We start from the raw sequence: 22,319 nt of genomic DNA, 5'->3' as shown, positions 1-22,319 counted from the left end.
ATCAGTCACGCTGCCACTTTTCATATCATTGCGGATTTCGACTTTATTTAACCCTAACTTTTCAACCAGAGAGAAAAAACGATCGAGGCTGAGGTTGGGCGCAATTTTACGATTAACGCACAGTCGGTCATGGCTTATTTTGTAGGTCATGGTGTGTTCTATCCTGAAAGAGTAATAGTATTGACTTTCTGGTATGTTGTGACGCGTTGATATCTTGCGATAGTAAGCGATGTCGTTTTGCTGCTCTGCCAGAACTTTGATTGATTTACATCAACGCAACATCATTTATACAACTCATGGAAGTAGTGCTCGACCTGCTCCAGGCTGCGCCCTTTGGTTTCCGGGATGGTGCGCAACACGAACATCGATCCACCAATACCAATCACCGCAAAGGTTAAGAAGGCTCCGGCGAGGCCAAATGCCGCCAGCAGCAAAGGGAATGCCATCGAAATGGCAAAGTTCGCCATCCACAGCGCAAACACCGCGCCGCCCATACAAATGCCACGCATACGCGCCGGAAAGATCTCAGAAAGTAATAGCCAGGTAACCGGCGACAGCGCGCCTTGCTGGAAGCACAGGAACATCAACATCCCCGCCAGCACCAGATAAGCGCGCAGCAGATTGACGTCACCCGCAGAATGATATTCCGGCATCAAGAAGCACACCGCCGCGATAAAGAACAGACACGCGGTGCAGCCCATCTGTCCCACCAACACCAGCGGACGACGACCGATTTTGCCGATCATCCAGATACCGACCAGCGTCATCAGCACTGAAATCACGCCGTTAGCGATGGTGGCAAACAGCGCGGCATCATTACTCAAGCCGGTTGCCGTCAGCATGGTCGGCGCGTAATACATAATGGTGTTGACGCCGGTGAGTTGCTGAATCGCCGCAATACCGATACCGAGGAGGAACACTTTGCGCAGCCACGGCGTGCGCAGATCGCGCAAGCGGCCTTTGCCCTGTTGCCGGTTTTCTTCGATAGTTTCTTCAATCTCTTCCAGCTCCCAATCGACGTCATCCGCCGCGCGGGTTTTCTCCAGCACTTTGCGTGCTTCGTTGTTGTTACCGCGCATCACGTGCCAGCGCGGGCTTTCTGGCATAAAGATCATGCCAAACCACAGCAAAACGGCGGGCACAGTTGAGATGGCGATCATCCAGCGCCAGGTGTGCTCCCCGCCCCAGATTTCATTGAAAGTGGCATTGGACACGTACGCTAGCAGCTGACCCGAAACAATCATCAGCTCCTGCAAGGTTACCAATTGGCCGCGCTTATTGGCCGGTGCGATTTCCGCGATATACACCGGCACCGTGGCCGCCGCGCCACCCACGGCAATCCCCAGGAACAGTCGTGAAGCGATCATGGAGATGACATCCGGCGCAAATGCCGAACCGATGGCGCCAAGGGCAAAAATAAAAGCGAGGGAAATAATGATTTTGCGTCGCCCCAGCGCGTCGGCGAAATGACCGGCAAGCAGCGCGCCGAAAGCCGCGCCAAACAGCAGTGAACTGGTGACTAATCCTGTGGTGAATGGCGTGAGTTGCAAATCGTCACGCATAAACAGCAAAGCGCCCGATACCACGCCGGTATCGTAGCCAAACAGTAATCCACCAAGCGTGGCAACCAGCGCAATTATTTTAACAAAGGGCTCAGTGCGTGTGGTGCTATTCGGGCCGGAAGCCGTGTTGGTGGATATATAAAGTTCTCTTTCCATAATACCTCCTGGTAAAAAAAATAAATAAGGAAATAAGGCAGAACAAAACAGAAGGCTCACGCTAAAGGCATTTTTATTTCATGTTAATTTTTATTTGGAATTTGTTTTCCGAAATGTGAGTTCAAGCATTTTGGTGTTTTTATTTTGATGGAATTGCATCAGAGCGGTTTTTTATTTAAGCAGGATTTATAACGGTAATTTAAAAGGTCGCCATGAATGGCGATCCTACGGAAAATCATCGGCGGCGCGGCAGCGAAACCAGCAGCAAACCAAACACAATCAGCACCACGCCGGCAAAGCTGCTCCAGCGGAAGGTTTCCCGCAATATTGGCAGGGAAATCGCTGCTAGCCAAACCAGCACATAACTCAAACTGAGTAGCGGATAGAGCCGATTAAGCGGCAGATGACGCAGCGCCAGCATCCAGCACAACATCGACAGCGCGTAAGCGCCAAGGCCAATCGCCAACAGCAGCAGTGGTTTGATGTGCTGCAAACTGAGCAATGCGCTCAACGGCGGGAAATCCAGCATCGCCATTCGCAGCACCAGCTGCGCCAGCGATACCAGCAATACGCTGCACAGCGCCAGCATTACGCCTTTCATAGATGACTTCCCATTAGCGCCACACCGGCAACAATCGCCAGCGTGCCAATCCACTGCTGTAAGCTGTAGGTTTCGCGCCAGATCAGCCGCGCGGCGATGGCCACCAACACAAAGTTAAGACTCAGCATCGGATACGCCACGCTCACCGGCACCACGCGCAGTACCGCCAGCCACAGCAGCATGCCGATACCCAGCAGCAGGATGCTGAGCGCCAGCCAAAGCATCCCCTTTTTGATGCCGAGATGAGCCGCCTGCTTCTGACACAGCTGGGCGGCGCAACTTAGCACGCTAACCAGTAAAATCAGCAGCAGATTCATGGTGTGGCATTGTAGCCGTAATAAACCAGGCGGCCCTGACGATAGACGTCATCCGGTTCCGGCAGGTTTTTATCCGGCGTTTTGTCGCTGGAATTCATCATCAACACCAATGAAACCTTGCCCTGACGGCGATGCACGCGCAGCCAGTCGGCAAAGTTATCCGCATCAATATAGTGTGACTGCGCATCCGGATAGCTCAGGCCGTATTGCAACTCGCCTTTGGCATCATAGAAATTGATGTCACTGCGCTTTAGTTCCCAGGCCACCGCCGATGCCACGCCAGGATTGTTGGCCAGCAGATAACGACTCTCCGCCAGCTGATCGTGCACCGCGCCGACAAAACTCTGCGGCTGCTTGGAGTCGCGCACCTTTTGCGGAATGGCAAAGCCGACCAACAACGCCAGCGCCAGCGGACAAAGCGCGGCTAACTGCCAGCGACCGTTCTCCGGTTTGCGGCTCAGCCAGCCCATCACGCCCCATCCGATAAAGGAGAGCGCCGCACAGAACACGCCAATAATCTCTTCGTTGCTGTACACCGGACGATGCGAAATGCCCCACGGCGCTAGCACTACCAGCAACACGATTGCGGCAATCGCACCGAACAGCAGGTTGATCCAGCCATTTACTTTTAGCGCTTTCATCACCTGCGCCGAACCGCTGTGGGCGTAGTGCGCCATCAGCAGCGCCAGCGGCGCGAAGCACGGCAAAATGTAGGTCGGCAATTTGCCTTTAGCGATGCTAAAAAACAGCAGCGGCAGCAGCACCCAGCTGAGCAAATAGATTGGCCCGGCATGCTGACTGCGCTGACGCCACGCGCCGAGCAGCGATCCCGGCAGCAGCGCCAGCCACGGCAAACAGCCCGCCAGCAACACTGGAATGTAATACCAGAATGGCGCTTTGTGCTGTGCATCCGACTCGGCGAAACGCTGAATATGCTCGACCCAGAAGAAGTAGTGCCAGAAATCCCCTTCCTGCTGATTAATCGCCAACGCCCACGGCGTGCTGAGCAGCACAGCAACCACAATCGTCAGCGGTCCCCAACGCAGCAGTTCACCGAAGCGACGCTGCCAAATGGCCCACGGCAGAATCGCCAACACCGGCACCGCCAGCGCGAGAAACCCTTTGGTCATAAAGCCCATCGCGCAGGCCGCGCCCAGCAAAACATAGCCACACAAACGTTGCCGCGTGGTGCTAGCCTGCGACGCCAGCCAGTAACTGCACATCGCGGCAACCAGCCACAGCATCAGGATCGGATCGAGTACCGCGTAAGTGCCGACGCCGTACACCAGTAGTGAAGTCAGGAAAATAACGCTGCCGGTCAGCGCGACTTGGCGGCTGGCAAACATCTGCGTGCCGAGCCAGAAGACCAATACTGCGCTTAACGTGGTGCTAAAAATCGATCCAGCGCGCACGCCAAAGTTTGTGTGACCAAACAACCATTGGCCAATGTTATTGACCCAATATCCGGCAATTGGTTTTTCGAAGTAACGGAGATCGAAGAAATGCGGCACCACCCAATTGCCGCTGAACAGCATTTCACGGCTGATTTCAGCGTAACGGGTTTCGTCCGGCTGCCATAAGGCGCGGAACTCAATCGGGATCAGGTAAAAAAGCGCGAAAAGCGCGATGAGTAATGCGGTTTTAGTGCCTGTACGCATCCGTGGTTCCTGTAAATATTAACGCTGGCAGCCTAGCCAGCCTTCGCGTCCGGGAATATGCCCGCGCACGATGTTGCCCTGTGGCAGCGTAGTGAGATCGTCGGGTAACAAGGCGCTGAGTGGACAAAATTCAATGTCCTGCTGCTCCGCACGTTTCAGCAGATCGGCGAACGCCTTAAGTCCGACAATCCCTTCCACTTCGGCATGAATGGTGTAGACCGGTGAACCCGTTGCAGCATGGATCTGCTCGAGAATGAAGTCGTTAAAATCTTCCGCGCTTACCGATTGTCCCACCACTTCATCCCAGGTGGGCAAGGTCACCGGAATTTGTACCGTGCCGATGCTACCATCGCTAAGAATGGGTAGAAATGGCCCAGTACCTCGGCAGTCGCTGTTATAGCTGAAGCCAAACTGCTGCTTAGCTGCCACGACGCGACCGTCTGCCCGCCAACCCGCCACGGCTGAACATGTGACGTTGTCACCAATGATCGCTTCAAGCGCCTGCTTCCCCCGCGCAATCTGCTCAACCAGTTTTTCTTGCGGCCACACGCCCGCCCAGGTTTGCCAGGCAAAGTGATCCCACGCATGCAAGCCGACCTCATGATGATCGGCGGTGGCGCTGATGATCTCCTCCAGACCGCGACCAATTTCCCGTCCCGGCCACGCGGTGCCGGCCAGCAAGATATCCCAGCCGTAAAGAGATGCTGCGCGCGAACGCAGCATTTTCCACAGGAAGCGCGGTTTTAACAGGCGCCACAAGTGGCGCCCCATATTGTCCGGTCCAACACTGAAGAAAAAACTGGCCTGCAGTTGATGCAGACTGAATTGCTCCAGTAGCGCCGGCACCCCGAATTGGGTGCCGCGCCAGGTATCTACATCGACGCGCAAACCTACTTTTTTCATGGCTTATCCTGCAGCTCAACGGTGCGCAGGAAGAAGTCCAGCGTGTTATCGATGGTGGTATCCATCTCGACGGTTGGCGTCCAGTCCAGCAGACGACGCGCGTTTTTGATCGACGGCTTGCGGTGTTCCACGTCCTGATAACCTTTACCGTAATAGCTGCTGCTTTCTACTTCACGGAATCCAGCAAACGGCGGGAAGTTGCTACGCAGCGGATGACGTTCAAAACTCGCCAGCAGACGCTCGGCCAACTCTTTGATGCTGGCTTCGTTATCCGGGTTACCGATATTGACGATCTGACCATCGCAGTTATTCTGCTTGTTCTCGATGATGCGGAACAGCGCTTCAATACCGTCGCGAATATCGGTGAAGCAACGCTTCTGTGCACCGCCATCGATCAGCTTAATCGGTGAACCTTCCACCAGATTCAAGATCAGTTGCGTAATAGCACGCGAACTGCCGATACGTGCGGCGTTCAGGTTATCGAGGCGCGGTCCCATCCAGTTAAAAGGACGGAACAAGGTAAAGCGCAGCCCTTCTTTCTCACCGTAAGCCCAAATCACGCGGTCCAGCAGCTGCTTAGAAACGGAGTAGATCCAGCGCTGTTTATTGATCGGCCCAACAACCAGATTCGAGTGATCTTCATCGAAATGTTTGTCAGTACACATGCCGTACACTTCGGAGGTCGATGGGAAAATGATGCGCTTTTTGTATTTCACGCAGTCACGAATGATTTTGAGGTTCTCTTCAAAATCGAGTTCGAACACGCGCAGCGGATTGCGCGTGTACTCAATCGGCGTGGCAATCGCCACCAATGGCAGCACCACATCGCACTTCTTAATGTGATACTCAATCCATTCTGAGTGAATGCTGATGTCGCCTTCGACAAAGTGGAAGCGCGGCTGATCAAGGAAACGGCTGATGGCATCTGAACCGATGTCTAAACCGAATACTTCGAAGTTATCATCCTGCAGCAGACGCTCAGTGAGGTGGTTACCGATAAAGCCGTTCACGCCGAGGATCAGCACGCGCGTACGACGTTTGACCGCTGCCACCGGCTGAGAGTAGAGCAATGCGCCCTTCACCATGCCGAGGTTTTGCGCCAGCTGGCTGCCGTTCATGAAGACGCCGTTATCGCTTTGGCCGGTCATCACTTCCAGCGCACCTTCACCGCAAGCGATGAGGAACGGCTCTACGGACAATACGGTGCCTGGTTTGGCGTGGTGATCAATGTTGTGCACGCGGCTCTTCCACACCACAAATTTCACGGTGCCAGCAAAAGCAAATGCGCCCGGCCAAGGATAAGTTACGGCACGCACCAGATTGTTGACCGTCTGCGCCGGGGCTTCCCATTTAATGCGACCATCTTCCGGTGTGCGACGACCGACAACAGTGGCTTCACTTTCGTTTTGTGGCGTGGTGACAATATCGCCACGCTTCACTCCCGGCAACGCGTTATTCAGGACTTCTGTGGCGCAGGCCACCAGTTTGCGATGCAGCGTTAATGCATTGTCCTGCTCGTCAATCGCGACGCGCTGTTGCGCCACGATGTCACCGGCATCGGCGCGTTTCACCATGCGATGCAGCGTAACGCCGGTTTCGGTTTCGCCATTGACCAGCACCCAATTCAGCGGTGCGCGGCCACGGTATTTAGGCAGCAGCGAACCGTGCAGGTTAAAGGCACCCAGTTTTGCGCAGTTGAGAATGCTGTCGTTCAGCAAAGCACGATAGTAGAAGGAGAAGATGTAATCCGGCGCCATGGTTTTAATGCGATCGACCCACAGCGGATGATTCACATCTTCCGGCGCATAGACCGGAATGCCCTGCTCAGCGGCTAAACGCGCAACGGAGTCAAAAAAGTGGCTCTCAGTTCCTGTGTCTGAGTGGGTAAAAATAGCGCTGATTTCATAGCCAGCGTTCAGAAGTGCAGAAATACCCGCACAGCCCATTTCGGCGTAGGCGAAGACGACAGTTTTCATTGCTCAATTTCCTGTACAGATGAGGCTTTTTGCTGTGGGTGAATCACACGTTGGATGAAGTAGCGCGGTCGGGCGCGTACGTCGTTATAAATGCGGCCGATGTATTCGCCGAGTAATCCCATGCCGATAAACTGCGCACCGACAAAAATAAACAGCACGGCGAACAGCAGGAACACGCCATCGCCGGCCCAGGCGGCGCCGAGGAACAGACGCAGCACAATCAGAATCAGCGAGAAGGCAAATCCGGCCAGCGCAATCAGGCTGCCGACGATACTCAGCAAACGCAGCGGCGTGGTGGTGAGGCAAGTCACCAGGTCATACATCAGGTTAATCAGCCGCATAAAGCTGTATTTTGAATCGCCAAACTCGCGCTCGGCATGCGCCACCGGCAGCTCAATGGTGCGGCGCGCAAAGGTGTTAGCGAGGATGGGAATAAAGGTGCTACGCTCGTGGCAGTTCAGCATCGCATCAACAATATGGCGGCGATATGCGCGCAACATGCAGCCGTAGTCGCCCATCGCTTTGCCAGTCACGCGCTGAATCAGGTGATTGATGGTGCGTGAGGCGCGACGACGGAACCAGCTGTCCTGCCGGTTTTGACGCACGGTGCCCACCACGTCATAACCCTGCTGCGCCGCTTTCACCAGGTTCGGGATCTCTTCCGGCGGGTTTTGCAGATCGGCATCCAGCGTGATGATCAAGTCGCCGCTCACGTGGCTAAAGCCCGCCATGATCGCCGAGTGCTGGCCGTAATTACGATTGAGTAATACGCCAACCACATGGCTGCCCGGCGCATCCGCAGCGTCAGCAATCATCTCGCCCGAGCGATCGCTGCTGCCGTCATCAACCAGCAGAATCTCGTACTCCAGACCTAATTCCGCGCAGGCCGCGTCGGTACGACGCACCAACTCCGGCAAGCTCTCCTCTTCGTTGTACACCGGGATCACCACGGAGACTTTACGAATGGCTTTTTCTTCCAACATGTCAAACTCCAGCGATCTGACGCAATGCGCTAATGACGCGCGTGACATCTTCGTCGCGCATATCAGGGAACAACGGGATTGAGCAAATGCGATCGCTATTCCATTCGGTGTGTGGCAGCGAGAGTTGCGGATAGCGTTCGCGGTAATATTTGTGCGTGTGTGCAGCACGGAAATGCAGCCCGGTGCCGATATCCTGCGCTTTAAGTGTTTCCATTAATGCATCGCGGGTAATGCCGCATTGCGCTTCATCGACACGAATAATGAACAGATGCCACGCATGCTGATGCGCCCATTCTGGCTGCGTCAGCGGCAGAAACGGCGTATCTGCCAGTTCGGTGAGATAACGTTGCGCAATCGCCGCGCGGCGCTCATTGATGACGGGCAGCTTTTTCAATTGCACCAAGGCAATGGCGGCGCTGATATCCGGCAAGTTGTATTTGAAGCCCGGCATGATCACTTCCGCCTGTGGCTTGCGGCCATGCGTGTGACGATCGTAAGCATCGACACCGAGGCCGTGGAATTTCAGGCTGCGCATGCGGTCGGCCAATGCCGCATCATCGGTCACAATCAAGCCACCTTCGGCGCAGGTCATGTTTTTGATGGCGTGGAAGGAGAAGATTGCCGTGCCCTGTTGGCCGACGTGCTTACCTTTGTAGTAACAGCCGGCAGCGTGCGCGGCATCCTCAATCACCGGAATGCCGTGGCGCTCACCGATGGCGCGGATGGCATCCAGATCGGCCGGTGCACCTGCGTAATGCACCGGAATGATGGCGCGCGTGCGCGGTGTAATTGCTACTTCAATCTGCTCTGGCGTCACCATTAAGGTGTCGCGATCGATATCGATCATCACCGGCGTCGCACCGAGCAGCGTGATGATATTAATGGTGGAAACCCAGGTCAGAGACGGCGTGATCACTTCATCGCCGGGCTGAATATTCAGCGCCAGCAGCGTGACATGCATCCCTGCCGTGGCGGAACTGACGGCAATCGCATGCTGATTACCGGTGAGCTGGCAAAAAGCCTCTTCCAGTTCAGCATTCTTTGGACCCGTCGTAATCCAGCCTGATTCAAATACTGCTTTTACCGCAGCCAACTCTTCCTCGCCCAATGATGGGCGCGAAAATGGAAGGAAATTCATAAATTTACCTTAACGTTTAACGCCTTGAGTTTCCTGCATCAGGACCATGTAAAAATGTGCAATCGATTGATACCACAACAACATTAAGTAACTTGCTGTTTAAACGTAGGTTAAACCGTACAAATTTGACAGCACAAACTGTTAACTTCTCTGGGCGCTTTAAAAAAACATAAGTAGGGCTTTTTTATCGCCTGAGGAAACAACATACGCAGGAATACTTAACTCAACATTAAATGGTGCGATAACCAGTCGGCTTTTTTAATAAATGTTGAAGTTTGGTAGAAGAAAGTAGGCATGAAAAAGGTGTGGATTATTAACTATACTCTTCTTAAGGTTATATTAAGGTTCGGACCCGAGACTGTGTCCGGTTTTGGCTAAAAAACGCTAAGTGGAGGAGTGGCAATGAGAACCGATAATGACCGACTGTCGCAGGCTGCTTTGCGCCGTCATCACATTGGGATTAAAACCAAAGGGCTGCGCTATCGTGGCGATCTCTATGTGTTTCGATTTAATGCCGGGCAATATGATGTCTACCTCAATAATGAACACGTAATGTCACTGGCGACCAGCAATGTGCAGGAAGCGATTCAGATGTTTAAGCAGCAGTCTTAATTCCCAATCTCGTTAATTCTGGATCCCGCTCTGCACTTTTGATGTAACTCGCTGTAATACCCTTTTTCTTCTCGCACCGATATTCGCTTAGGCATATTGTCGCGCCATGACAAACCAGGAAGGTGCGAGGTATCGGCAATGGCATGCTTGTATTGGTTAAGTGGTGGATTATTCGGCTTGATGATGGGCAGTTTCATCAATGTAGTGATATATCGATTGCCGATACAATTATTGCATCCACAATCTTCCCTTAATCTGTTCTCTCCCTCTTCTCACTGCCCACGATGTAAAAAAAGAGTGCTTTGGCGTGACAATATTCCCGTCCTGAGTTGGCTGTTGCTACGCGGTAAATGTCGTTATTGCCAATGCGCCATCAGCGTACGTTATCCACAGGTGGAGATAATTTCTGCACTTTTCACCTTGCTGCTGATGTGGCTTATACCGGTAAATCTGCATTTGTTGGGTGCGCTCATTTTGTTCTGGGCGTTAACAGCACTAACTTTTATCGACCTCGACCATTTCCTTTTACCCGACGCGATCACATTGCCATTACTGTGGACTGGGCTGTTTTTCAAAGCGATGGAGTGGTTGCCCGGTTCGCTGCATGAAGCGGTCTTCGGTGCAATGGCGGGATACAGCTTATTGTGGACACTATCTTTTTTATATCAATGGATTAAAGGAATTGAGGCGCTTGGGATGGGGGATGCAAAACTGCTGGCGGCGATGGGTGCCTGGCTGGGCTGGCCTCTTATCCCTTCAGTGCTTTTGCTGGCTTCAGGCGGTGCTATTTTATGTGTATTGATTTCCAAAATTGGCTGGCAGCGAGATATCAATCAGGCCATTGCCTTTGGTCCATGGATCGCCTTAGCGGCTATAAGTCTCTTTATTCATTCGATTATTTTTTAACCACCTCATCTACGGTGCGAATTTAAGCGGCCAATTTCTGGCCAACGCCCTGATTCATATATGGAAAGAGTAAACAAATCTAAACAAAATTAATCATTGTGATGTAGGTCAAAAGGCTCTATATTGGCCGCGTTTTTTCACAGCTGTTACTTTTTTGTTCAATTAGTCAATTGGCGAGCCTCACGTGCCCCGGTTGAAGGAGAGATATGATGACGGATAAAGTCCGTATTGATAGTTTTGGTGCCAATGCATTCAATGGAAACAACGACGCATTCTTAGCCCGTCAGGCCGAGTTTGAATCTAACGTCAGGAGTTACCCGCGCAAACTGCCTTTAGCCATCGCTAAAGCCCATGGCGTGTGGATCACAGATGTTGAGAATAAACAATATCTTGACTGTCTGGCTGGCGCAGGGACGCTGGCACTGGGTCACAACCATCCTGATGTCCTCCAGAGCATACAAAATGTCATTACCAGCGGCTTGCCGTTACATACTCTTGATCTGACTACACCACTGAAAGATCAATTCTCTGAGTCTTTACTCTCGCTGCTGCCAGGCCAGGGTAAAGATTATTGTCTGCAGTTCACCGGCCCTTCAGGTGCGGATGCAGTAGAAGCCGCGCTGAAGCTGGCGAAGAAAGCCACTGGCCGTAGCGGCGTGATCAGCTTCTCTGGCGGTTACCACGGTATGACGCACGGCGCGCTGTCCGTTACCGGCAACCTGGCACCGAAAGAAGCGGTTGATGGCATGATGCCAGAAGTGCAGTTCATGCCTTACCCTCATCAGTATCGTTGCCCGCTGGGTATCGGTGGTGAAGCTGGCGTGAAAGCGTTGACCTACTACTTCGACAACCTGATCAACGACGTGGAAAGCGGCGTGCGCAAGCCTGCTGCAGTAATCCTCGAAGCCGTTCAGGGCGAAGGCGGCGTGAACCCAGCACCCGCTGAGTGGCTGCAGCGCATCCGTAAAGTGACGCAGGAACACGGCATTCTGTTGATCCTCGACGAAGTTCAGGCTGGCTTTGCCCGTACGGGTAAATTCTTCGCCTTCGAACACGCAGGCATTGAGCCAGACATCATCGTGATGTCTAAAGCGGTGGGCGGCGGTCTGCCACTGGCCGTGCTGGGCATCAAAAAGCAGTTCGACGTTTGGTCACCGGGTCATCACACCGGTACCTTCCGTGGCAACCAATTGGCGATGGCGACCGGCCTGACCACGCTGAAAATCCTCAAAGAACAGGATATCGCGGGCAAAGTTGCCGCGCAGGGTGAATGGCTGAAACAGCAGCTGGCTGCGATGCAGAAACGCTTCCCGGTCATTGGTCACATTCGTGGTCTCGGCATGATGATCGGTATTGAGATCGTTAAACCGAACGAAGCGGCCGATCACATGGGCAGCTTCCCGGCTGACGGCGAGCTCTCTGCGCTGCTGCAGAAGAAGTGCTTCGAAGCAGGTCTGATTCTGGAGCGCGGTGGCCGTCATGGCGCAGTTCTGCGTCTGCTGCCTTCACTGCTGATCACCAACGATGAGCTGGCGATTTTCCTGGATAAATTTGAGCAGGCGCTGATTGGCGCTGGCGTCAAACCTGTTTGATTGGAAGAGTAAATGTCTGAAGTAAACCCGATTCTGGCCGCCTCTGCACAGAGCATTGAGGCGTACCAGCAGGCGATTGCCCAGAGCAGCGCCGCGGTTGTGCAGTGGCTGCAACAGCCTGAGATGTATCAAGGCAAAACCGTTGCCGAACTGCGCGAGCGTATCACGCTCGACTTCAATCCAAACGGCCTGGGTAACCAGGCCGCGATTGAACGCGCGATTGAATATTTCCTGAAAGACAGTCTTTCAGTGCATCACCCACAATGTGTGGCGCATCTGCATTGCCCTAGCCTGGTAGTAAGCCAGGCAGCAGAAGTGCTGATCAACGCCACCAACCAGAGTATGGATTCTTGGGATCAGAGCCCTTCTGCCACCATCATTGAGATCAAACTGATCGAATGGCTGCGTGCGCAAGTGGGTTATTCGGCTGGCGACGCAGGTGTGTTCACCAGCGGCGGCACCCAGAGCAACCTGATGGGCCTGATGCTGGCACGCGATGCCTTCTATCAGCGCCAGGGCCACTCAGTACAGCAGCATGGCATCACTGGCGATCTGCGTAAGATCAAAGTGCTGTGCTCTGAAAACGCGCACTTCTCCGTACAGAAGAACATGGCGCTGCTTGGCCACGGCTATCAGTCTGTGGTGCAGGTGAAGTCTGATGAATTCGCCCGTATGGATGTGTCAGACCTGAAAGCCAAACTGGCACAGGCCGAAGCCAACGGCGAGCAGATTCTGGCGATCGTTGCGACCGCCGGTACCACCGATGCCGGTGCTATCGATCCGCTGCGTGAAATTGCCGGTATCGCTGCCGAGCACAACATCTGGGTACACGTTGATGCAGCATGGGGCGGCGCGCTATTGCTGTCCGAGAAGTATCGCGACTACCTTGACGGCCTGGAGCTGGTGGATTCCGTCACTTTGGACTTCCACAAACAATACTTCCAGACCATCAGCTGTGGTGCGTTCCTGCTGAAAGACGAGCGTCATTACGAGCTGATGCGCTATCAGGCGGCATACCTGAACTCTGAGTTTGACGAAGAAGCCGGCGTACCGAATCTGGTATCCAAATCACTGCAGACCACGCGTCGTTTCGATGCGCTGAAGCTGTGGATGGGTCTGGAAGCGCTGGGTCAGAAACAGTATGCGGCGATCATCGATCACGGCGTGACGCTGGCGCAGGAAGTGGCGAAGTTTGTTACCTCTGAACCACGCCTCGAGCTGGTAATGCAGCCTCAGCTGGCGAGCGTGCTGTTCCGCTATCGTCCAGAGCAACTGACCGACACCGCGCAGATTGCCCTGTTCAACCAGCGTATTGGCGATGCACTGCTGGATTCAGGCCGTGCTAACGTTGGCGTGACCGAGAATCAGGGCATAACCTGCCTGAAGCTGACCTTGCTGAACCCAACCGTGACGCTGGAAGATGTTAAAGTCCTTTTGGCGCTGGTTGAGAAAACCGCCAATCAGCTGCTGAGCGCGTAAACACCTGTGTTGCGGAAAAGCCGATAACTGGCAGCGGTTATCGGCTTTTTTTATTGGCTTTTGAGGGTGGTCGTCATGAATGACGACCCTACAACAGCAGGCAACATGAGCTCATATGGTCAAACCCACGCGATGAATCGCCGCGTTACGCCTCTGCGCTTGAATTTAACTCACGCACATAATCCAGAAACGCCTGGAGCGGCGCCGGAATCAACCGACGATCGTTGTAGTAGAGCCACAGGCCGGAGAAGCTTTGCCACCAATCCGGCAGAATCGGTTGCAGACTGCCATCACTCAGCGGCGTTTTGATCCAATCCTCGAACAGATAAACCACGCCGCAGCCAGCAATCGCGGCTTCCACCGTGAGATCCATCGCCGCGCCGATACTACAAATAAGCGGACCTTTCGGCTGCAAACGCACGGTTTCTTCGCCGCAGGTGAATTCCCATTCGGCAATTACGCCCGTCGCATAGCGACCGTGCAAACAGCGATGCTGCACCAGGTCGCGCGGATGCTGCGGCGTGCCGAACTGCGCCAGATACGCTGGAGATGCCGCCAACGCAAAGCGCTGGGTACGCGGGCCGATCGGCAGCGCCACCATATCTTGCTCCAGATGATCGTCGTAACGAATGCCAGCATCACAGCTATCGCGGAACACGTCCTGCACATTACTTTCCGCCACCACGTCGAGCTGGATATCGGGATAGCGCTGCAGAAATCCCGGCACAATCGCCGGTAACACGATGCGCGCGGCGCTCACCGGCACATTCAAGCGCAAGGTGCCGCCCGGCGTATCGCGGAACGTATTCAGTGCATCCAGCGCCGCATCCACTTCATTCATCGCCGGAAGCAGTCGCGACATCAGCGCCCTGCCAGCTTCGGTTAACGCCACGGTGCGCGTGGTGCGATTAAACAGCCGCACGCCGAGCTGCTCTTCAGCGCGCCGCACCGCATCACTTAAACGCGACGGATTGCTGCCGGTGACACGCGCCGCCTCGCGAAAACCACCCGCTTTTGCCACCGCTACCACCGCGTGCAGTAGTGCGATATCCAATGCCATTGTTCGCCACCTCGTACAGTGTGTCCCGATTTGTACGGATAGTTGCACAGCATTTTGGCGATTACAATCTAACCACACACTGACGAAGGAGCTTTCCATGTCTCATCCAGCATTGACTTACACCCTTGGCGATCGCCAGGTTGCTCGACTCGGTTACGGTGCCATGCAGTTAGCTGGTCCCGGCGTGTTTGGTCCGCCGAAAGACGAAGCGCGTGCTTTGCAGGTGCTGCGCGATGCCGTCGCGGCAGGCGTGAATCACATTGATACCAGTGACTTCTATGGTCCGCACATTACCAATCAGCTGATCAAGAAGGCGCTTCATCCTTACACCGACGATCTGGTAATCGTCACCAAACTGGGCGCGCGTCGTGACGAGAAAGGCGGCTGGTTACCGGCGTTTACACCAGAAGCGTTGACGCAAGCAGTGGAAGATAACCTGCGTAATCTCGGACTGGATGTGATGGAAGTGGTGAATCTGCGTTCGATGTTGGACGTGCATGGGCCGAAGGAAGGTTCGCTGGAGCCGCAGGTTGAGGCGATGATCAAGCTGAAAGAGCGCGGGCTGATTCGTCATATTGGTCTGAGCAACGTTACCGCCAAACAGGTGGCCGATGCCCAGGCGATGACGCCGATCGCCTGCGTGCAGAACCTCTACAATCTGGCCAATCGCCAGGATGAGGCCTTGGTTGATCAGTTGGCAGCACAAGGCATTCCTTACGTGCCGTTCTTCCCGCTCGGCGGTTTTTCACCGCTGCAATCGGATCGGCTGAGCGAGGTGGCAAATGAGCTTAACGCGACACCGCTGCAGGTGGCGCTGGCCTGGCTGCTGCAGCGTTCGCCTAACATTTTGCTGATTCCGGGCACCTCATCGCCGGAGCACCTGAAGCAGAACATGGCGAGTGCCGAGGTGAAACTTACGCCTGAAGTTTTGCAGCGTTTGGATAGCATCGCGCAGCCATAAGTTGACCAGGTCGTCATAAATGGCGACCCTACGAAGACGATGCGGCCGTTGTAGGGTCGCCATTTATGGCGACCTCCACCTCAAATTATTCCCATCTCCGCCAAACACCCTTTCAAGGTACCAAACGCATCCTGACACTGCCGCTCATCGACGCAGGCAAAACCCAGCAGCAACCCGCGCCGCTCCTGCGGATGCATATAATATTGCGACAGCGGTCGCACCTTCACGCCGCGCCTCAGCGCCAGCGCGGCGACCGCCACATCGTCACAGCCGGTTGGCAAATTCATCACCAAATGCAATCCCGCTTCGTGATTAACCACCGGCAAAAAAGCAGCCCCTAAATAACGCTCAATCAGGCTAACCATAAAGCGCCGCCGCTGACTGTAGAGCTTACGCATGCGGCGAATGTGCGACATGTAATGCCCTTTCTGGATGAACTCCGCCAGCGCACGCTGCACCAGCAAATGGCCGCCGCGATACAGTTCCGCCGCCGCCACACGCAGCGGCTGCGCCAGCGCTTTTGGCACCACCAGATAACCAAGGCGCAGCGCCGGATAGAGCGTCTTGCTAAAAGTGCCCATATAGATCACCGGCGCATCCGGCTCGAAGCCTTGCAGTGAGGGAAATGGCTGGCCGGAGAAGCGAAACTCGCTGTCGTAATCATCTTCCACCAGCCAGGTTTTATGTTTACGCGCCAGATCGAGCAGTTGCTTGCGGCGTTCCAGGCTGAGATGCACGCCCAGCGGATATTGGTGTGACGGTGTCACGAAAATCATCTTCGGTGCGCGACTGCGTGGTGGCAAATCGGGAATTAAACCCTGCTCATCCACCGCAATGGCATTGATTTTCAAGCCATTAATGCGCAGCAGATTGCGCGTACCCCAATAACCGGGCTCTTCGATCCACACCTGATCACCAGGATCGCACAGCACGCGTGAAACCAAATCCACCGCCTGATGAATCCCTTCGGTGATGATGATTTGATCGGCATCGGCACGCACCGAACGCGCCACGCTGAGATACTCCGCCAGCGCGGCGCGCAGCTGCGGACAGCCGCCGTTGCTGCTGTAGATCAGCCGTTCAATATCCGGTTCACGATTCAAACGCGCCTGGATCTGGCTGAAAAGTTTATGCGGGAACTGCGTGACATCCGGTGCGCCAGGCACAAAAGCGCCCCACTGATACGGCGAGGCATTGGCATGGCCGAGCAGCGAGGCGCCGCGTTTAGAAATCGCCGCCGGTTTCGCGGTCAACGCTTCGACAGTTGCCTCTTTGCGCGGTGTGTTAAGCGATCCTTCCGGCAAGTTTTCTGCAATCCAGGTGCCGCTGCCGGTGCGCGCCGTGACGTAGCCTTGCGCCATCAAATTCTCGTACACATTTAACACCGTATTTCGCGACACCGACAGCTCACGCGCCAAATCGCGCGTGGCGGGCAAGCGCGTGGCACGCGGAAAAATGCCTTCAGCGATAGCGGCTTGCATACAACTCAGCAAACGCTGCTGCAATGTTCCTTCCGGCATAAACTGCATGCGCTCTAATACATGATCGGCGTACAAACTTCGCAATTGGCTCCCCTCTTTTCACTGAAAGTGGCTCTGGCAAGATAGCGCAGCGCAGGCATAAATAAGCGTGTTTATCGTGATTTGTAAAGACGCTTATCGCTAAGGAAAGGTTATGGAAGGTAAAAACAGCCAGTTGCAGCAACGTAAAGATGATGCCCTGCCACGCGGCACCGGCAATCTTTGTCAGTGGTATGTCGAGCACGCGGAGAACGCCACGCTGCGCGATGGTGAAGGTAACAGCTGGATCGATTTCGCCGGCGGCATCGCGGTGCTGAACACCGGTCACCGCCATCCGCGCATCGTGCAGGCGATTGCCGATCAGTTAGCGAAATTTACCCATACCGCATTCCAGGTGACGCCGTATGAGAGCTATGTGGCGCTGGCTGAACGCCTCAATCGCGTGGTACCGATTGTGGGTAAAGCTAAAACCGCTTTCTTCTCCACCGGCGCTGAAGCGATCGAAAACGCGGTGAAAGTGGCACGGGCGGCAACGCGTCGTCACGGCATCATCACCTTCGGCAACTCTTTCCACGGTCGTACTTTTATGACCATGGCGATGACCGGCAAAGTGGCACCTTACAAACGCGACTTCGGCCCGATGCCCGCGTCGGTGTGGCACGCGCGCTATCCCAACAGCGTGACCGGCATCAGCGTTGATGATGCGCTATCCAGCTTGCAGGACATTTTCACTCAGGACATCGCACCACAGGATGTTGCCGCTATTGTGCTGGAGCCGATTCAGGGTGAAGGCGGCTTCCACGTCGCGCCGCCTGAATTCTTCAACCGTCTGCGTGCGCTAGCCGATGAGCACGGCATTCTGCTGATTGCCGATGAGGTGCAAACCGGCTTTGCCCGTACCGGCAAGCTGTTTGCGATGGATCACTATGCGGTGAAACCGGATCTCATTACCATGGCGAAAAGCCTCGCGGGCGGCATGCCGTTATCGGCGGTCAGCGGCCGCGCCGAGATCATGGATGCGCCAGGTCCGGGTGGATTGGGCGGTACTTACGCCGGTAACCCGCTGGCGATTGCCTCAGCGCATGCGGTGCTGGACGTGATCGCCGACGAGAAGTTGTGTGAACGTTCTGCACAACTTGGCGCGCAGTTAACCGACTTCCTGCACAGCGCGCGCAGTCAGTGCTCCTCCATCACCGATATCCGCGGCCTTGGCTCGATGATCGCGGTGGAGTTTGCCAGCGCGCAAACCGCGCAAACTATCCAGCAACAGGCGATGGCGCGTGGGCTGCTGCTGCTCACCTGCGGCCCGCAGGGCAATGTCATCCGCTTCCTCTATCCGCTCACCATTCCTGATGCACAGTTCGGTCAGGCGCTGGAAATCCTCAGCAGCGTGCTGAGTCAACACGCCGATTCGTAACACGCTACCTAGCCCGTGCGGCGGGCTGGGCTTCTCACCTGTTGTAACCCGGTTGCGCATGGCGCGGCCTGAGAGACGCTTTGGAGAAATATTGATGAGTTCACAGAATGCCGATGTACTGGCGCAAGGCCTGAAGCCACGTCATGTGCGGATGTTATCGATTGGTGGCGTGATTGGTGCCGGATTGTTTGTTGGTTCAGGCCATGCGATCGCCGAAGCCGGTCCGGCGGTATTGCTGGCCTACATCGCTGCGGGCGCGTTGGTGGTGCTGATTATGCGCATGCTGGCGGAAATGGCGGTGGCATCGCCGGATTCCGGCTCTTTCTCCACTTACGCCGACAAATCGCTCGGCCGCTGGGCTGGCTTCACCATCGGCTGGCTGTACTGGTGGTTCTGGGTATTAGTGATCCCGCTGGAAGCCAACGCCGCTGGCACCATCCTGCATTCATGGTTTCCGCAGGTTCCTGTATGGGAATATACGCTGGCGATCACTTCATTTCTGACCATCAGTAACTTGTTCAGCGTGAAAAATTATGGCGAGTTTGAATTCTGGTTCGCCCTGCTGAAAGTGGTGGCGATTGTGGCATTCCTCTGCGCGGGTAGTTTGGCGGTGTTCGGTTTGATGCCGGGCAGCAGCACGCAAGGGATTTCACATCTGTATGACACGCAAGGCTTTATGCCGAATGGCATTGGCGCGGTGCTGGCCGCCATCCTCACCACCATGTTCTCGTTTATGGGCACCGAGATCGTCACCATCGCCGCCGCTGAATCGCGCGAGCCGAAGAAGCAAATTACCCAGGCGACCAACTCGGTGATCTGGCGTATCGCGCTGTTCTATCTGCTGTCGATTTTCATTGTGGTGGCGCTGGTGCCGTGGAATACGCCGTCGCTGATGAAAGCCGGTTCTTACCAGACGGCGATGCAGATGATGAACGTGCCGTACGCGAAGCAGATTGTTGATGTGGTGGTGTTGATTGCGGTGTGTAGCTGCCTCAATTCCGCGCTGTATACCGCATCCCGCATGATCTACTCGCTGTCGCGCCGTGAAGATGCGCCTGCCATCGCATCGCGCACCACCCGCAGCGGCACGCCGTGGGTCGCGGTACTGCTTTCTACGGCGGCCGCCTTCCTCGCGGTGATCGCCAACTATCTGGCGCCAAGCGCGGTATTTGAGTTCCTGCTGGCCAGTTCCGGTGCCATCGCGCTGCTGGTGTATCTGGTGATCGCCGCGTCTCATCTGGTGCTGCGCAAAAAGCGCGAAGCGCGCGGCGAAATCCTCAGCTATCGCATGTGGCTGTTCCCTGGCCTGACGTGGGCGACGATGGTGTTCATTGTCGGCGTGTTGATTGCCATGCTGTTTAACCAACAACACCGTCCAGAGATTATCGCCACCGGCCTGTTAACGCTGGGTGTGGTTGCCGCCAGCCGCATTGTGCAGCGCAAACGCGTGGCGCGTAAAAACGAGGAGATGGTGGCGTTACGCTCGTAACGCATTGATTCCGGGCAAGGATGCCGCGGAACTCAGTCGTACTGCACGTCGATGCTGATGGCTTCTTCCAGCACGTTGAGGTTAATCGCGCATTTGCGCCACACCGGCAAACCGTTGGTCATGTTGTTATCCACGAAGTACTGCTGAAAATCCTTCAGCGCCTCCGAGAGATCGCCAATCGCGCGCGCATCGGGTTCAAACCAATCCGGTTCACCGTTTTCATCGATGTAATCGAATTGAAACTGCCCGCCATCATCGTCCGCAAACAGTTCAGCCTGAACGATCAATTCCCGCGCACCTTCGGGGCCACAACTAAAGATGATCTGGCCGATACGGCGATAAAGGTCTTCGTATTGCATAGGTTTTGGGTTCCTCAATGGTGTTTGGTGGCTGTCGCCATAAATGGCGACCCTACGTGAACGCGAATGTCTTTTGTAGGGTCGCCATTCATGGCGACCTGCAGTTTCCCGATTATATTGACTTTAGTTCGCATGATAAGAGAATGGGGCTCTTCGAACAGAAAGTTGCATAAAAGGGAGTTTACCATAGCCTGTTCACATCGTTTTCCCTGGGTTAATACCTACAAAAAATCCGCTGCGCTGATTGCCGTTGCCGTCGCCCTCTCTCTTGCCAGTTGCTCCTCGCCGCCGCCAAAATCGTTGGTCACGCCGTTGCCGACGGTGACCAAACCGCCAATGCCCACCAAACCAGCGCTGAGCAAAGAGCCGGTGCGCGGCGTGTGGCTCACCACCGTTTCACGCCTCGACTGGCCGCCGATCAATTCAGTCAATGCCAGCCCGGCCAACCGCATCCACCAGCAGCAACAGGCGTTGACCGACAAGCTGGATAAACTGAAAAGCCTCGGCATCAATACCGTGTTTTTCCAGGTGAAGCCGGATGGCACCGCGCTGTGGCGTTCCAGCATCTTGCCGTGGTCAGATATGCTCACTGGCAAGATTGGCGAAGATCCCGGCTACGATCCGTTGAAGTTCATGCTGGATGAGGCGCACAAACGCGGCATGAAGGTGCACGCGTGGTTCAACCCTTATCGCGTCTCAACCAACGTCAAACCGTCCACGGTTAACGCGCTGAATAATACGCTTTCGCTGCAACCGGCCAGCGTATTTGTGCTGCATCGTGACTGGATTCGTACCGCCAGCGACCGTTTCGTACTCGATCCCGGCATTCCCGCCGCGCGTGACTGGATCACCAGCATCGTTGCGGAAGTGGTGTCGCACTATCCAATCGACGGCGTGCAGTTCGATGACTATTTCTATACCGAAACGCCCGGTTCAGCTCTCAATGACAACGCCACGTTCCGCCAGTATGGTCAGGGTTTTGCCTCAAAAGCCGACTGGCGCCGCAACAATACGCTGCTGTTAATTGAGCAGGTGTCACGCACCATCAAGCAGTTGAACCCGAACGTGGAATTTGGCGTTAGCCCGGCGGGCGTATGGCGCAATTTGTCGCATGATGCGGCGGGTTCCGACACGCGCGGCGCGGCCGCCTACGACGAAGCCTATGCCGATACACGTCGCTGGGTGCAAATGGGACTGCTGGATTACATCGCGCCGCAGCTTTACTGGCCGTTTGCGCGCCAGGCCGCACGCTACGACGTGTTAGCCAACTGGTGGGCGGACGTGGTGAAGCCGACGCATACACGGCTCTATATCGGTGTGGCGCTGTACAAAATCGGCGAAGCGTCGAAAAGCGAACCTGACTGGACGGTGAATGGCGGCGTGCCGGAGTTGAAAAAGCAGCTCGATCTCAACGATTCAGTACCGCAAATTAACGGCACCATTTTGTTCCGCGAGAATTACCTGAATCAGCCACAAACTCAGGATGCGGTGAATTATTTACGCAGCCGTTGGGGCGATTAACATTATCGTAGGGTCGCCATTCATGGCGTAATGCATGTCAGATAAGCAGTGCGTTGACATCGCAGGGATTCCGCCCGCTAAGCATCTGGCAGTTTCAGAATGCCAAAAG

Annotated in this window: 19 protein-coding genes and 1 pseudogene; 8 read left to right on the top strand and 12 right to left on the bottom strand. The window is 55.0% G+C overall.

What is annotated here, in order from left to right; genetic code table 11:
- From RTM06_RS16620 to arnB, 9 genes and pseudogenes are all read right to left on the bottom strand, one after another.
- Nucleotides 1-150: pseudogene (locus RTM06_RS16620) on the bottom strand (inosose isomerase); the annotation flags it as partial.
- Between the two features lie 131 nt (nt 151-281).
- Nucleotides 282-1,718 carry a sugar porter family MFS transporter gene (locus RTM06_RS16615; protein WP_312183644.1) on the bottom strand — a complete coding sequence of 479 codons (1,437 nt, stop codon included), beginning with the start codon at nt 1,716-1,718 and terminating at the stop codon, nt 282-284.
- Between the two features lie 235 nt (nt 1,719-1,953).
- Nucleotides 1,954-2,319 (bottom strand): 4-amino-4-deoxy-L-arabinose-phosphoundecaprenol flippase subunit ArnF, encoded by a 366-nt coding sequence (arnF, locus tag RTM06_RS16610; RefSeq protein WP_312183642.1) that lies wholly within the window; start codon nt 2,317-2,319, stop codon nt 1,954-1,956.
- Nucleotides 2,316-2,636 (bottom strand): 4-amino-4-deoxy-L-arabinose-phosphoundecaprenol flippase subunit ArnE, encoded by a 321-nt coding sequence (arnE, locus tag RTM06_RS16605; protein WP_265298349.1) that lies wholly within the window; start codon nt 2,634-2,636, stop codon nt 2,316-2,318. Before arnE ends, arnF begins: the two co-directional genes overlap by 4 nt.
- Entirely contained in the window at nt 2,633-4,294 is a 1,662-nt protein-coding gene (gene arnT, locus RTM06_RS16600; RefSeq protein ID WP_312183640.1) for a lipid IV(A) 4-amino-4-deoxy-L-arabinosyltransferase, read from the bottom strand. Before arnT ends, arnE begins: the two co-directional genes overlap by 4 nt.
- 18 nt (nt 4,295-4,312) lie before the next feature.
- Nucleotides 4,313-5,197 (bottom strand): 4-deoxy-4-formamido-L-arabinose-phosphoundecaprenol deformylase, encoded by an 885-nt coding sequence (gene arnD / locus RTM06_RS16595; protein ID WP_312183637.1) that lies wholly within the window; start codon nt 5,195-5,197, stop codon nt 4,313-4,315.
- The gene (arnA, locus tag RTM06_RS16590; protein WP_312183635.1) at nt 5,194-7,173 is read right to left on the bottom strand and encodes a bifunctional UDP-4-amino-4-deoxy-L-arabinose formyltransferase/UDP-glucuronic acid oxidase ArnA; all 1,980 of its coding nucleotides are present in this window, start codon (nt 7,171-7,173) and stop codon (nt 5,194-5,196) included. The genes arnD and arnA overlap by 4 nt, the downstream gene beginning before the upstream one ends.
- Entirely contained in the window at nt 7,170-8,156 is a 987-nt protein-coding gene (arnC, locus tag RTM06_RS16585; protein ID WP_312183633.1) for an undecaprenyl-phosphate 4-deoxy-4-formamido-L-arabinose transferase, read from the bottom strand. The genes arnA and arnC overlap by 4 nt, the downstream gene beginning before the upstream one ends.
- Nucleotide 8,157: 1 nt before the next feature.
- Entirely contained in the window at nt 8,158-9,294 is a 1,137-nt protein-coding gene (gene arnB, locus RTM06_RS16580) for a UDP-4-amino-4-deoxy-L-arabinose aminotransferase (protein ID WP_312183631.1), read from the bottom strand.
- Between the two features lie 402 nt (nt 9,295-9,696).
- Here arnB and RTM06_RS16575 point away from each other — a divergent pair, with 402 nt between their 5' ends.
- The 4 genes from RTM06_RS16575 to RTM06_RS16560 all read left to right on the top strand — a co-directional run bounded on the left by RTM06_RS16575 (nt 9,697) and on the right by RTM06_RS16560 (nt 13,883).
- The gene (locus RTM06_RS16575; RefSeq protein WP_256698746.1) at nt 9,697-9,906 is read left to right on the top strand and encodes a hypothetical protein; all 210 of its coding nucleotides are present in this window, start codon (nt 9,697-9,699) and stop codon (nt 9,904-9,906) included.
- A 138-nt stretch (nt 9,907-10,044) separates the two neighbouring features.
- The gene (locus RTM06_RS16570; RefSeq protein ID WP_312183629.1) at nt 10,045-10,812 is read left to right on the top strand and encodes a prepilin peptidase; all 768 of its coding nucleotides are present in this window, start codon (nt 10,045-10,047) and stop codon (nt 10,810-10,812) included.
- A gap of 206 nt (nt 10,813-11,018) precedes the next feature.
- Complete coding sequence (locus RTM06_RS16565) at nt 11,019-12,404, top strand: diaminobutyrate--2-oxoglutarate transaminase (protein ID WP_036649212.1); 1,386 nt, start codon at nt 11,019-11,021, stop codon at nt 12,402-12,404.
- Between the two features lie 12 nt (nt 12,405-12,416).
- On the top strand, nt 12,417-13,883 hold the full coding sequence (locus RTM06_RS16560) for an aspartate aminotransferase family protein (protein ID WP_312183627.1): 1,467 nt from the start codon (nt 12,417-12,419) through the stop codon (nt 13,881-13,883).
- Between the two features lie 145 nt (nt 13,884-14,028).
- Here the strand turns inward: RTM06_RS16560 and RTM06_RS16555 are convergent, their stop codons facing one another.
- A complete protein-coding gene (locus tag RTM06_RS16555) occupies nt 14,029-14,943 on the bottom strand; it encodes a LysR family transcriptional regulator (protein WP_312183625.1) in 915 nt (304 codons plus the stop codon).
- Between the two features lie 97 nt (nt 14,944-15,040).
- Here RTM06_RS16555 and RTM06_RS16550 point away from each other — a divergent pair, with 97 nt between their 5' ends.
- Nucleotides 15,041-15,904, top strand: coding sequence for an aldo/keto reductase family oxidoreductase (locus tag RTM06_RS16550; RefSeq protein WP_312183623.1), 864 nt, complete (start codon nt 15,041-15,043; stop codon nt 15,902-15,904).
- Nucleotides 15,905-15,984: 80 nt separating this feature from the next.
- On the opposite strand, the gene RTM06_RS16545 is transcribed toward RTM06_RS16550, so the two are convergent.
- On the bottom strand, nt 15,985-17,469 hold the full coding sequence (locus RTM06_RS16545; protein ID WP_312183621.1) for a PLP-dependent aminotransferase family protein: 1,485 nt from the start codon (nt 17,467-17,469) through the stop codon (nt 15,985-15,987).
- A gap of 109 nt (nt 17,470-17,578) precedes the next feature.
- On the opposite strand from RTM06_RS16545, the gene gabT reads away from it, so the two are divergent.
- On the top strand, nt 17,579-18,841 hold the full coding sequence (gene gabT, locus RTM06_RS16540) for a 4-aminobutyrate--2-oxoglutarate transaminase (protein WP_312183619.1): 1,263 nt from the start codon (nt 17,579-17,581) through the stop codon (nt 18,839-18,841).
- Nucleotides 18,842-18,935: 94 nt separating this feature from the next.
- Nucleotides 18,936-20,330, top strand: a complete 1,395-nt coding sequence (gabP, locus tag RTM06_RS16535; RefSeq protein WP_256698753.1) for a GABA permease — start codon at nt 18,936-18,938, stop codon at nt 20,328-20,330.
- A 32-nt stretch (nt 20,331-20,362) separates the two neighbouring features.
- Here gabP and RTM06_RS16530 read toward each other — a convergent pair whose 3' ends face one another.
- Entirely contained in the window at nt 20,363-20,689 is a 327-nt protein-coding gene (locus RTM06_RS16530) for a hypothetical protein (protein ID WP_265298415.1), read from the bottom strand.
- 132 nt (nt 20,690-20,821) lie between these two features.
- Between RTM06_RS16530 and RTM06_RS16525 the strand changes: the two genes are divergently transcribed.
- Nucleotides 20,822-22,210, top strand: a complete 1,389-nt coding sequence (locus RTM06_RS16525) for a glycoside hydrolase family 10 protein (protein ID WP_312183615.1) — start codon at nt 20,822-20,824, stop codon at nt 22,208-22,210.
- Nucleotides 22,211-22,319: the final 109 nt, after the last annotated feature.

This window comes from Pantoea sp. CTOTU46764, from assembly GCF_031974595.1.
Taxonomy (GTDB): Bacteria; Pseudomonadota; Gammaproteobacteria; order Enterobacterales; family Enterobacteriaceae; genus Pantoea; species Pantoea trifolii.
The sequence above is the reverse complement of the archived record's forward strand: the minus strand, read 5'-3'. Positions and strand labels throughout refer to the sequence as shown.